This is a genomic window from Nocardioides sp. F233 (assembly GCF_057813895.1).
The window spans coordinates 24,443-36,352 of the sequence record NZ_JBVASH010000008.1 but is presented as its reverse complement, the minus strand read 5'-3'; the positions used below and the strand labels follow the sequence as shown (position 1 = coordinate 36,352).

Sequence of the window (11,910 nt, the reverse complement as noted above, 5' to 3'; positions counted from 1 at the left end):
GGCCGAGGGGCCGGCCCGCCTGCTGGCGGACCGGCCCCTCGGGCGGTGCTGCGTGCTGCGTCAGGCAGCCGGCGGGGCGATGGCCGTGTAGGCCATGCCCAGCTCGATGACCGCGCCGATCGGGAGACCGGCCTGTGCGGTGTCGAGCGTGACCCGGACCGCCGTGATGGCGTTCTGGAAGGCACCGGCCGTGCTGGTCTGCTGCAGGTTGAGTGCGACCTGGCCGAGACCGGCGATGTTGAGGATGGTGTTGGGCGCCACGTCGATCGGGATCGTCTGGCCCGCGATGACGAGGTTGACCAGCTCCATCTTCATGGTGCTGGTGTAGGCGCCGTCCTGCAGCTTGCCGGCGGCGGTGACCTTGACGGCCGTGGCCTTCACCAGACCGCCGAGCAGGTTGATGCCCGCGGTGCGGTTGGTGTTGGTGATCTCGCCGTTGCCGAAGGCGTCCTTCTTCGAGGTCGTGGTCGAGGTGATCGCGCCGGTGGTGAGGATGCCGGGCACCTTGACCGAGAGGGTCGAGTTGGTCAGCGTGCGGCCGTTGCTGCCGCCGACGGGCGTGCCGACGCGGGCGGTCGGGTCGCTGACCACGGTGATGTCGTCGCCGACGTGGGCCTGGATCCGCGAGCCGTAGGCGGTGCCGCCGAAGGAGGCGCCGGAGGACGGCGCGACCTCGGACAGGTACTGGTTGACCGGGTTGACCAGCAGGGTGACGCCGGCCGAGTAGCCGCCGAGCGGCTGCAGCAGGGTGACGCCGACGGCCCAGCCCATGGTGCCGATCAGGTCGCCCTCGGGCTGGTCGTACTTGCCGTGCAGCGTGTAGTTGAGGGTCACGCTGGCGACGCCGGGGATGGTGACGGCGTAGTTCTTGGGGATGTTCAGCGGCAGCTTGACGCCGGCGATCTTGATGTTCGCCAGCTTGCTGTTGGCGGTGTACGAGCCGTTGCCGTCGGCGCGACCGGTGGTCGTCACGTTGGTCTCGAGCGCGTCCGCGGTGATCAGGCCGCCGAGCAGGCTGACGTTGGCGACCCGCGCCCACGACTTCAGCGTGGTCTGCGGCTGCCCCAGGACCTGCGACACGACGGCGTCGGTCTTGGTCTCCACCGCACCGACCTGGGCGAGGTTGAGCACGTTGACCGCAGCGGTGCTGTTCTTGGAGCTGCTGGACTTCGCGCCGCCGGTGACGCCCGACTGGGCGGTCAGGTCGGACTGGACGACACCGTCCAGGACCTTGATGTACGTCGCGCCGGTGCTGGCCGAGTAGGACCAGTAGACCGGGTCCGCAGCCTGGGCTGCGGGTGCCGGAACGGCGACAAGACCTGCACCCGCCAGGGTGAAGGCGACAAAGGAGACGAACTTCCGCACGTTCACGGGACCCCATTCCCATCCGTGTGTTGACTGCTTATGAATGTGTCGATCCCCCCAAGCAAACCATCACCAAGGCACGCCAAGCGAGCCGAGGCAGGGTTTTGCGCGAGGTTTTAACGAAGAATCACTCACAATGTCACGTCACGGGGCATATCCGGGCCGGAACGGCTGTTTTGCCCGCCGTGCACGTGTACGACGCAGTGGTCATCGGGGCCGGCCAGGCCGGCCTCTCGGCGTCCTTCCACCTGACCCGGCTCAGCATCGACCACGTCGTGCTCGACGCGAACGAGCGACCGGGCGGCGCGTGGCAGCACCGGTGGGACTCGCTGTCGATGCACGACGTGCACGGCGTGGCCGACCTGCCCGACGCCCCGGCCCCCGGCCACTCGCGGGAACGGGCCAATGCCGTGGTGCCGGCGTGGTTCGGCCGCTACGAGGACGACCACCGGCTGCCCGTCGTACGCCCGGTGCGGGTGGACCGGGTGACCGACGACGGCGAACTGCTGGTGGTCCACGCCGGGGAGCGGTCCTGGGCCACGCGGACCCTGGTCAACGCCACCGGAACCTGGACGCAGCCGTTCGTGCCGTCCTACCCCGGCGCCGAGACCTTCCTCGGCGAGCAGCTGCACACCGCCGACTACCCGGGCCCGGAGCACTTCCGCGGCAAGCGGGTGGTCGTGGTCGGTGGCGGTGCCTCGGCAGTCCAGTTCCTCGGCGAGCTGGCGCCACGGACCGACGTGCTGTGGGTGACCCGGCGCCCGCCGGTGTGGCGCGACGACTTCGACGAGAACGTCGGCCGACACGCGATCGGCCTGGTCCAGGAGCGGGTCCGCGCGGGCCTGCCGCCCGCGAGCGTCGTCAGTGTCACCGGGCTGGCGCTGCGTCCGCAGGAGCAGCAGGCGGCGCGGCTCGGCGTCTACGAGCAGCGCCGCGACATGTTCGCGCGGATCGAGCCGGACGGCGTGCGCTGGGCCGACGGCTCCTTCGAGCGTGCCGACGTGATCCTGTGGGCCACGGGGTTCCGGCCAGCCGTCGGCCACCTCGCGCCGCTCCACCTGCGCAGCGAGCGCGGCGGGATCGCCCTGCTGCAGAGCGGGGCCGACGTGCAGACCGCGACCACCGCCGCCCGCGACCCGCGGGTGCAGCTGGTCGGCTACGGCCCGTCCGCGAGCACGATCGGCGGCAACCGGGCGGGGCGGGCGGCTGCATTGGCGGTACGCCGGTTCCTCTCGTCGCACGATGCTGCTAACGTCGCCGGCGACAACCCACGGGAGTCCGCGGCAGCGGGCTGAGAGGGAGCTGGAGCCGCTCCGACCGTCACACCTGATCCGGATCATGCCGGCGAAGGAACGGAACGATGACGCCTCACCTTTTCTGCCTGGTCTCCGATTGCGACGACCTCTCCCTGCTGCCTGCCCTGGCTGACGCCGGGGTGGACGGCTTCCAGGTCCGGGCCAAGTCCCTGGCCACCGGCGCGCTGGTCGCGCTCACCCGGGCCGTGGTGACCGCGGTGCGCCCGGCGGGCGCGCTGGTCGTGGTCAACGACCGGCTCGACGTGGCGCTGGCCGCGGACGCCGACGGCGTGCACCTGGGGGCGGACGACCTCGCCGTCGCCGACGCCCGGCGGCTGGCCCCCGGCCTGGTGCTCGGCGCGACCTGCCGGTCGCGGGCCGAGGTCGTGGCGGCGACCACCGCGGGCGCGGACTACGCCGGCTTCGGGCCGGTCTTCGCATCGGCCTCGAAGGCCGGTCTGCCCCTGCCGCTGGGCGTTCCTGGCGTCGCCGAGGCGGCCGGCGTGCTGCCGCTGGTCGCGATCGGCGGGATCACCGCAGCGACCGCGGGCGAGGTCCGGGCCGCCGGAGCCACCGGCGTCGCCGTGATCGGCGCGATCTGGCGACATCCCGATCCCGTGGGTGCAGCGAAGGAGCTCATCGCGGCAGTGGCCTGAGGTGGCCGGGATGCGGGTCGACGTGCTGGGCGCGGGGATCGTCGGGCTGACGGTCGCCGAGGAGCTGGCACGACGCGGCCACTGCGTTGCCGTGGTCGATCGACGGCCGGCCGGCGGGGCGTCGTACGCCGCCGCGGGGATGCTCAGTCCGGCGGCCGAGGTCTGGCACGGCGAGGAGGAGATACTCCGGCTGGGCGTGGCGTCGCTGGCGATGTGGCCGGCATTGGCCGGTCGTCTGGGGGTGGCGCTGCGGCGCAGCGGCACCCTCCTCGTCGGGTACGACGCCGGCGACCTCCAGCAGGTCGAGCGGCAGGCCGCGCTCCTGCACCGGCACGGGCACCCGGTCGAGCTGCTCGGCCGCGCCGGGGTCCGGTCTGCCGAGCCCGCCCTGGCCCGGATCTGCGGCGGTGCGCTGCTGCCGTCCGAGGCGAGCGTCGACCCGCGGGCGGTCTGCGACGCCCTGCTGGACCGGGTGGTGCTGCGCGGCACGCCGCGACCGGACGCCGAGGTCACCGTCGTGGCGACCGGCTCAGCACTGCCGGAACCCTGGTCCGGCCTGGTCTCCGGCGTCCGCGGCGAGATCCTGCGGCTGCGCTCGGACGACCCGCCCCGTCGTACCGTCCGCGGCTGGGTGGGCGGCGAGGCCGTCTACCTGGTGCCGCGCGGCGACGGCCGGGTGGTGCTCGGCGCGACGTCGGAGGCGCACGCGGCTCCGCCCGTGGTGACCGCCGGCGGGGCGCTCCGGCTGCTGGCGGCCGCGCGGGCGCTGTGGCCCGCCCTCGACCGGGCCGAGCTCGTCGAGGGCACCGCCCGCGACCGCCCGGCCACCGTCGACGGTCTGCCGCTCGTCGGTCCCAGCGGCGTCGACGGCGTCGTCCTCGCTGCGGGCCACTACCGGCACGGCGTGCTGCTGGCGCCGCTCACCGCGCAGCTCGTGGCCGACCACCTCCAGACCGGACGGGTCGACCCCGTCCTCGACCCCCGCCGCACGATGGAAGGAGCACGATGATCACCTGCAACGGGGAGACGGTCACCGACACGGCGACCGTCGCCGACCTGCTGGAGCGCCGTCTCGGCGACGCCCGCCCCCACGGCGTCGCGGTCGCGGTCAACGAGGAGGTCGTGCCGCGCGGCGAGTGGGCGTCGTGGCGGTTGGCCGACGGTGACGTCGTCGAGGTCGTGACGGCGGTGCAGGGCGGATGACCACCCTCTCGATCGCCGGCGTGCAGCTGTCGTCGCGGCTGTTCCTCGGCACGGGCGGCCTGCCCCGGACCTCCCTCGTCGCGCCGGTTCTCGAGGCCGCGCGGCCGGGACTGGTGACGGTCTCGATCCGGCGTACGTCGACCCTCGCGGACGGCGGCCTGCTCGCGGCGCTCCGCGTCGCCGGCGTCCGGCTGCTGCCCAACACCGCCGGCTGCCTGTCCGCCCGGGAGGCGGTGCTGACCGCCGAGCTGGCCCGCGAGGCGCTCGGCACCGACTGGGTGAAGCTCGAGGTGATCGGCGACGAGCGCTCGTTGCTGCCCGACGCGATCGAGCTCCTCGACGCCGCGGAACAGCTGGTGCGGCGCGGGTTCGTGGTGCTGCCCTACACGACCGACGACCCCGTCCTCGCGCGTCGACTGGTCGACGCCGGGTGCGCGGCGGTGATGCCGCTCGGCTCGCCGATCGGCTCGGGCCTGGGTGTCCTCAACCCCCATGCGATCGCCGCGGTCCGCGCCGCGGTCGACGTACCCGTGGTCCTCGACGCCGGCGTGGGTACGGCGAGCGACGCCGCCCTGGCCATGGAGCTCGGGTGCGACGCGGTCCTCGCCGCGACCGCGGTGACGCGGGCCGACGACCCGGTCGCGATGGCCGCTGCGCTGCGGATGGCGGTCGAGGCCGGTCGCCTGGCGTACGGCGCCGGCCGGGTCCCGCGCCGCACCGAGGCCCGCGCCTCCAGCCCGGTCCTGGGGCTGATCTCGTGAGCCGCCGGGTCGTGGTGCTGACCGACCGCATCCAGGTGCCCGACGGCCGTTCGCTGCGCGACGTGCTGGCCGCGGCCGCCGACGGCGGGCTGACCACCGTGCTGCTGCGCGAGGTGGACCTGCCCGACGACGAGCGCGCCAAGATCGCCGACCACGCGCGGACCTGCGGGTTGGAGGTGATCGCCGCCCACCGCGCCGTTCCTGGCTGCAGCGGTGTGCACCTGCCGGCCGACGCGTCGCTCCCCGAGGTGGCCACCCGGTGGGGACGCTCCTGCCACGACCGGGCCGACCTGCTCCGCGCCGCGGCCGACGGCGCGTGGTGGGCCACGCTGTCGCCGTACGCGACGACGGCGAGCAAGCCCGGCCACGGCCCGCCGCTCCCGGAATCGGCCTTCGCGCAGGCACCGCTGCCGGTCTTCGCGCTCGGCGGGATCACGCCGGACAACGCTGCCGCGGCGCGGGCGGCGGGCGCGTGGGGCGTCGCGGTGATGGGTGCGGTGATGCGTGCGCCCGACCCGGCGGCGACGGTCGCCGCACTGCTGCGAGCAGTCGGATGACCCCGCCCGTCGTCGTCACCGTCGCCGGCACCGACTCCAGCGGAGGCGCGGGCATCGCCGCCGACCTCGCCACCTTCGCGGCCCTCGGCGTGCACGGCGCGTGCGTCGTCACCGCGGTCACCGCCCAGGACACCACCGGGGTGCGGGCCGTCCACCCGGTCCCGTACGACGTCGTGGCCGCCCAGCTCGACGCGGTGCTCGAGGACCTCGACCCGGTCGCGGTGAAGACCGGGATGCTGGCGACGCCGGAGGTGGTCCGGCTGGTCGCGGACAGGTGTGCGGATCGGCTGCTGGTGGTCGATCCCGTCCAGGTGGCGACCTCCGGCGCGGTGCTGGCCGGCGACGACGTGCGGCAGGCCTACCGCGAGCACCTGCTCCCCGTCGCCACCGTCGCCACCCCCAACGAGGAGGAGGCACGGGCGCTCGACCTGGCCGACGGGCCGGGCGTGATCGTCACCCGCGGCGGCGCCATCGCGACCACCAACGACCACGGCACCGGCTGCACGTTCAGCAGTGCTCTCGCCGCCCACCTCGCCCACGGCGCCGACGTCGCGACGGCGGCGGCCCGCGCGGCGTCGTACGTCACCGGACAGCTGACCCTCGGCAACGACTGGACCCTCGGCCGCGGCCGCGGACCGGTCGCCCACATCCACGCCCCCACGCAAGGAGAGATCGCATGACCGTCCACCCCGCCCACACCCGCATCCTCAAGACGGACGGGGCCGGCGACCTGGCCGTCCCCTTCACCCGGGTCGCGCTGACCAACGGCGAGACCTTCGACCGCTACTGCACCGAGGGCCCCGGCTCGGACCCCGAGGTCGGCCTGGCGCCGCTGCGGGCGGGCTGGGTCGAGGGGCGTGGCGACGTGTCGTCGTACGACGGCCGCGAGACGCAGCTCCTCGACAACGGCCGTTCGGCGGTCCGCCGCGGCGCGGCCCAGGGGGAGTGGCGCGGCGAACGGCGTCGCCCGCTGCGCGGGAAGAACGTCACGCAGATGGCGTACGCGCGGGCGGGGATCGTCACCGAGGAGATGCGGTACGTCGCAGTCCGCGAGGGCTGCGACGTCGAGCTGGTGCGCAGCGAGGTCGCCGCCGGGCGCGCGATCATCCCGGTCAACGTGAACCACCCCGAGTCCGAGCCGATGATCATCGGCCGCCGGTTCCTGGTGAAGGTCAACGCCAACATCGGCAACTCCGCCGTCACGTCCTCGATCGCCGAGGAGGTCGACAAGCTCACCCACGCGATCACGTGGGGCGCCGACACCGTGATGGACCTCAGCACCGGCGAGGACATCCACACCACGCGCGAGTGGATCATCCGCAACTCGCCGGTCCCGATCGGCACCGTGCCGATCTACCAGGCACTCGAGAAGGTCAACGGCGAGGCGGACAAGCTGTCGTGGGAGGTGTTCCGCGACACCGTCATCGAGCAGTGCGAGCAGGGCGTCGACTACATGACCATCCACGCCGGCGTCCTGCTGCGCTACGTGCCGCTCACGGCTCAGCGAGTGACGGGAATCGTCAGCCGCGGCGGGTCGATCATGGCCGGCTGGTGCCTGGCCCACCACGAGGAGAACTTCCTCTACACGCACTTCGACGAGCTGTGCGAGATCTTCCGCCAGTACGACGTCTCGTTCTCGCTCGGCGACGGCCTGCGCCCGGGCGCCACCGCCGACGCCAACGACGAGGCCCAGCTCTCCGAGCTGCGCACGCTCGCCGAGTTGACCTCGCGTGCCTGGGAGTACGACGTCCAGGTGATGGTCGAGGGGCCCGGGCACGTGCCGCTCAACCTGGTCGAGGAGAACGTCCGGCTGCAGCAGGAGTGGTGCCACGGCGCGCCGTTCTACACGCTCGGGCCGCTGGCGACCGACATCGCACCGGGCTACGACCACATCACCTCGGCCATCGGTGCGGCCACGATCGCGATGCACGGCACCGCCATGCTCTGCTACGTCACGCCCAAGGAGCACCTCGGCCTGCCCAACCGGGACGACGTGAAGACCGGCGTCATCACCTACAAGCTCGCCGCCCACTCCGCCGACGTCGCCAAGGGCCACCCCGGTGCGCGGGACTGGGACGACGCGCTGTCGAAGGCCCGCTTCGAGTTCCGCTGGCACGACCAGTTCGCGCTGTCCCTCGACCCGGTCACGGCCGAGTCCTTCCATGACGAGACGCTGCCGGCCGAGAACGCCAAGACCGCGCACTTCTGCTCGATGTGCGGCCCGAAGTTCTGCTCGATGCGGATCAGCCAGGACGTGCGGGAGCGGTTCGGGTCGGAGCTCTCGACCGAGGACGCCGTGCTCGGGATGAAGGAGAAGTCGGCCGAGTTCCTCGAGCTGGGAGCGTCGGTGTACGTCGAGCCGCCCGCCGGCTGAGGCGACCGGAGGTCGAGGAGGTCGCGCAGGACCCCGGAGGTCGAGGAGGTCGCGCAGGACCCCGGAGGTCGAGGAGGTCGCGCAGCGACCGTCACGAGACCACCCGGGATGCTGCCGGAACTGTCGGTTGGCTTCGGTCGCGTCGTGGGTGGGTTCGGAAGGCGCTGACGAGGAAAGGCCGTAGGTGGCTGGGTTCGGCGCTCCGGAGGTCGAGGAGGTCGCGCAGCGACCGTCACGAGACCACCCGAGATGCTGCCGGAACTGTCCGCACGCTTCGGTCGCGTCGTGGTTGGGTTCGGAAAGGCGCTGGCGAGGAAGGGCCGTAGGTGGCTGGGTTCGGCGGTCGGGCTACGGCCCGCGACGACACTTGAGATGCACCGGGTGACGTCGATTCTCCACACCCAATGATCGAGTTTCCCCTGTCCACAGGCGGGTTTCCGGCGTTCGGTTGCGTCGGAGGCGGGTGGGAGAATCCAGTCATGGATCTCGGAACCCGGCCCCGTTCGACAGCAGCACTGCTGTCCGGGCTGCGCGCCGAGGTCGAAGGCCGACAGGCCTCCCTGGTCCGCGAATGGGCAGCGATCGTGGAGTGGGCCAGCGAGCACATCGTGTCGTCGCCTGAGGGTGCCGCGACGATCACCGAGGGCTACCTGGACACCGGTATCCCGATCGCCGGTCCCGGCGCCCCGCTCGTGTCGGAGTTCGCGTTGATGGAGCTCGTCGCCGTCCTCGGCCGCACCCCCGATGGCGGCAAGGCCTATGTCGGGCGAGTGATCGAGTGCGCCTGGCGGCTCCCCAACGTCTACGACGCTGTGGTCGCCGGGCGGTTGGCGCCATGGCGGGCGGAGCGGATCGCAGGCCTCACCCACGGGTTGAACGCGGAGGCGGCGGGTTTCGTCGACCAGCAGCTGTTCAACGCCTCCGGTGTCGGCTGGGCCCAGCTCGAGCGGCTCGTCGCCGAGGCAGTGCTGCGGTTCGACCCCGAACGCGCGGAGGCCGAACGCAAGAACGCCGCCGACCAGCGGTACTTCGACATCGGGGAGGTCGACGACCACGGGCTGGTCCACCTCGACGGGATCCTGGATGCGGCCGACGGGCACGACCTCGACCAGGCCGTCGCCCGACGGGCCGAGGTCCTCGGCCGGCTCGGCGACGAGTCCTCCCTCGACGTACGCCGGTCCAAGGCCGCCGCCGAGCTCGCCCGCCAGGACCTCTCACTCGACCTGTTGATCCCCGACCGCGACACCGGCGAGGTCGTCGCGACCGTCCCGGGCCGCAAGGTGGTGTTGAACGTCCACGTCACCGACACCACCCTGACCGGCCAGAACCCGGTCGGCCGGTGGGAAGAGGGCCGCTGCCCTATCACCAGCGCCCAGATCCGGGAGTGGCTGCAGTCGAAGGACACCGCCATCATCGTGCGCCCGGTCATCGACCTCGCCGATCACGTCCCCGTCGACTCCTACGAGATCCCCGACCGCCACAGGACCCGGGTCCAGCTGCGGGACCACACCTGCCGGTTCCCGCACTGCACCCGCCCCGCCACCAGGTGCGACATCGACCACCACCAACCCCACGGTGACGGTGGTCCGACCTGCCCGTGCAACCTCGTCCCACTGTGTCGGCGCCACCACCGCGCCAAGACCCACTCGACCTGGCACTACGCGATCCCGATGCCCGCGACCTACCTGTGGACCAGCCCCACCGGGTTCCGGTTCCGCGTCGACCACCGCGGCACCCACCCCATCCACGCCACCGGCGACCTGAGCCCGCCCGACCGGTAGCGATCCCGCCCCACCCCGCAGGACCCTGCAGGACCCTGCACGGCGGGGCTTCAGGCGCGTCGTCGAGCCCGGCGTCGTCGTGCAGCCTCGTGCGCCTCGCGGAGCAGGAGCAGCGCCGGTGCAAGGGTCTCCGGTCCGGGACTGACGATCGCGATCCAGCCCTGGGCGCGGTGCACGGGGTGGGGGAGCACCGCGTCGGTGGCGGCGAGGTCGACGTCCGCGCCGGTCCGTGCTCCGGGTTCCTCGCCGAGCAGATCGACGTACCGCGCCCTCCCGACGTGGATGTTGAGCCGCCATCGTCCCGGTGCGTCCAGGTGGCTGGCGGTGTCGTCGGGGTAGTTCTTGGTCACGATGGTGGCGTACGGCTGCTCGTTTCCCGGCACCTCGCCGTCGGGTGCGTAGTAGAAGAAGTGGTCGCCCCAGGCGATCTCGGGGTAGGCGCTGCCGGCGGTCGGCGCGAGCTCCAGCACGTCGGGGAACGACCGGATCGTGGCGAGGACCTGCTCCATACTCGGGTCTGTGGTCATGGTTCGAGTGTGGAGTTGAAGTGCTTGTGGAGGGTTCGACCGCGGACGTCGCTGCTGCGACCGGCTACTCGTCCCAGCAGGTGCGCAACCTGGAGGCGCTCGGGGTGATCCCGCCGGCGGCCCGGACCGCCAGTGGCTACCGGCAGTTCTCCGCCGTCCACGTGCGCGACCTCGTCGCCTACCGCGACCTGGCGCTGGCCGTCGGACCGGTCGTCGCCCGGCGGGTGATGCGCGACCTGCGCACGCTGACGGTCGAGGACGCCACGGCGATGGTGGGCTCGCTGCACGCCGGGCTCGGTGCTGAGAGGGAGCAGGTGCTCGCGGCCCGCGCAGCCCTGGTCGCGGTCAGCGCCGAGGCCGGCACCGACGCCCCGGCGGTCGCGGCCGACACCATGACGATCACAGAGCTGTCCGACGCCCTGGGCGTCCGCGCGTCGACCTTGCGGTTCTGGGAGAAGGCCGGGTTGCTTGCTCCCGAGCGGATCGCGACGCGGGCCGGCACCGCCCGTCGCTACCAGGTGAGCGCCGTACGCGAGGCGCGGATCGTCGTCGCCCTGCGCGCCGCCGGCTACCGGGTCCCGGAGGTGCGGTCCGCCATCGGGGCGGTGCGCGACCTCGGCGACACCGCCCGATCGCTGGAGGCGCTGGACGTGCGGTTGGCCACGATCGCCCAACGGGTGCTGGCCCTGTTGCGCGCCGGAGCCGTGCTCGCGGAGATCGTCAGCGCGCCGCGGCCGCCGCAGCGGCGGCCCGCTCGACCCACTTCGGGATCTCGCCGTAGCGCTGGCTCGGGATGAGCCGGCCGGCGGCCGAGTCGTCGACCAGCTGGGCCATCCGCCGGTCGCGGGTCGCCTCCTGCTTGGCGGTGATCACCCAGTTCATGCAGATCCGGCGGTAGGTGTTGGTCGCGGCCTCCCAGAACGCGGTCGCGGCGGGGGAGGCGGCGAGCTGCGCGGCATAGGCCGGCGGCAGCGCCAGCCCGGGGTCGGCCTCGTGGGTGTAGGGGGCGACGTCGCGGCGTCGCGCCTCCCAGATCGCCAGGCCCGAGGGCTGCATCCGGCCCTCGGCACGCAGCCGTTCGACGAGGTCGATGTTGACCTTGCTCCAGTTGCTGGTCTTCTTGCGCGGGGTCCACCGCTGACGGGTGGCGTCCTCGTCGATGCGCTGGGCGACCGAGTCGATCCATCCCCAGCAGAGCGCCTCGGAGACGGCCTCCGCCCAGGTCAGGCCGCGCTCGGGGACGTGCTTCTTGTACAGGCCCATCCACAGCTCGGTCTCCGTGTCGTGGTGCACCGCCAGCCACGCGCCGAACTCGGCGGCGTCGGCGAAGAAGCGGGCCGGCCGCTCGGGGCTGCCGCCCATCCGCCCCGGGGTCATGTCACGTGCCATGC

Annotated in this window: 13 protein-coding genes and 1 riboswitch; of the genes, 10 read left to right on the top strand and 3 right to left on the bottom strand. The window is 72.9% G+C overall.

The annotated features are described in order from the left end of the window. Positions 1–60: 60 nt before the first annotated feature. Positions 61–1,371 carry a choice-of-anchor P family protein gene (locus ACZYRU_RS24600; protein ID WP_488959743.1) on the bottom strand — a complete coding sequence of 437 codons (1,311 nt, stop codon included), beginning with the start codon at positions 1,369–1,371 and terminating at the stop codon, positions 61–63. Between the two features lie 179 nt (positions 1,372–1,550). Here ACZYRU_RS24600 and ACZYRU_RS24595 point away from each other — a divergent pair, with 179 nt between their 5' ends. From ACZYRU_RS24595 to ACZYRU_RS24555, 9 genes are all read left to right on the top strand, one after another. Next, positions 1,551–2,660 carry an NAD(P)-binding domain-containing protein gene (locus tag ACZYRU_RS24595; RefSeq protein WP_488959742.1) on the top strand — a complete coding sequence of 370 codons (1,110 nt, stop codon included), beginning with the start codon at positions 1,551–1,553 and terminating at the stop codon, positions 2,658–2,660. Next, a riboswitch (TPP riboswitch) is annotated at positions 2,626–2,735 on the top strand. (Overlaps the previous gene by 35 nt.) After that, positions 2,726–3,316 (top strand): thiamine phosphate synthase, encoded by a 591-nt coding sequence (thiE, locus tag ACZYRU_RS24590; RefSeq protein ID WP_488959741.1) that lies wholly within the window; start codon positions 2,726–2,728, stop codon positions 3,314–3,316. (Overlaps the previous riboswitch by 10 nt.) A 10-nt stretch (positions 3,317–3,326) precedes the next feature. Further along, positions 3,327–4,325 carry an FAD-dependent oxidoreductase gene (locus tag ACZYRU_RS24585; protein ID WP_488959740.1) on the top strand — a complete coding sequence of 333 codons (999 nt, stop codon included), beginning with the start codon at positions 3,327–3,329 and terminating at the stop codon, positions 4,323–4,325. Then, positions 4,322–4,519: a sulfur carrier protein ThiS gene (gene thiS, locus ACZYRU_RS24580; protein ID WP_488959739.1), complete on the top strand. Its 198-nt coding sequence runs from the start codon at positions 4,322–4,324 to the stop codon at positions 4,517–4,519. The genes ACZYRU_RS24585 and thiS overlap by 4 nt, the downstream gene beginning before the upstream one ends. Next, the gene (locus ACZYRU_RS24575) at positions 4,516–5,280 is read left to right on the top strand and encodes a thiazole synthase (RefSeq protein WP_488959738.1); all 765 of its coding nucleotides are present in this window, start codon (positions 4,516–4,518) and stop codon (positions 5,278–5,280) included. The genes thiS and ACZYRU_RS24575 overlap by 4 nt, the downstream gene beginning before the upstream one ends. Continuing rightward, on the top strand, positions 5,277–5,837 hold the full coding sequence (locus ACZYRU_RS24570; protein ID WP_488959737.1) for a thiamine phosphate synthase: 561 nt from the start codon (positions 5,277–5,279) through the stop codon (positions 5,835–5,837). Before ACZYRU_RS24575 ends, ACZYRU_RS24570 begins: the two co-directional genes overlap by 4 nt. Further along, positions 5,834–6,517: a bifunctional hydroxymethylpyrimidine kinase/phosphomethylpyrimidine kinase gene (locus ACZYRU_RS24565; RefSeq protein ID WP_488959736.1), complete on the top strand. Its 684-nt coding sequence runs from the start codon at positions 5,834–5,836 to the stop codon at positions 6,515–6,517. Before ACZYRU_RS24570 ends, ACZYRU_RS24565 begins: the two co-directional genes overlap by 4 nt. Next, entirely contained in the window at positions 6,514–8,211 is a 1,698-nt protein-coding gene (thiC, locus tag ACZYRU_RS24560) for a phosphomethylpyrimidine synthase ThiC (protein WP_488959735.1), read from the top strand. Before ACZYRU_RS24565 ends, thiC begins: the two co-directional genes overlap by 4 nt. A gap of 479 nt (positions 8,212–8,690) precedes the next feature. Continuing rightward, the gene (locus ACZYRU_RS24555) at positions 8,691–9,992 is read left to right on the top strand and encodes an HNH endonuclease signature motif containing protein (protein WP_488959734.1); all 1,302 of its coding nucleotides are present in this window, start codon (positions 8,691–8,693) and stop codon (positions 9,990–9,992) included. A 50-nt stretch (positions 9,993–10,042) separates the two neighbouring features. Here the strand turns inward: ACZYRU_RS24555 and ACZYRU_RS24550 are convergent, their stop codons facing one another. After that, complete coding sequence (locus ACZYRU_RS24550) at positions 10,043–10,519, bottom strand: DUF6194 family protein (RefSeq protein WP_488959733.1); 477 nt, start codon at positions 10,517–10,519, stop codon at positions 10,043–10,045. A gap of 20 nt (positions 10,520–10,539) precedes the next feature. Between ACZYRU_RS24550 and ACZYRU_RS24545 the strand changes: the two genes are divergently transcribed. Further along, positions 10,540–11,316, top strand: a complete 777-nt coding sequence (locus ACZYRU_RS24545) for a MerR family transcriptional regulator (protein ID WP_488959732.1) — start codon at positions 10,540–10,542, stop codon at positions 11,314–11,316. Here ACZYRU_RS24545 and ACZYRU_RS24540 read toward each other — a convergent pair. Further along, positions 11,240–11,908 (bottom strand): YdeI/OmpD-associated family protein, encoded by a 669-nt coding sequence (locus ACZYRU_RS24540; protein WP_488959731.1) that lies wholly within the window; start codon positions 11,906–11,908, stop codon positions 11,240–11,242. The genes ACZYRU_RS24545 and ACZYRU_RS24540 overlap by 77 nt on opposite strands. Positions 11,909–11,910: the final 2 nt, after the last annotated feature.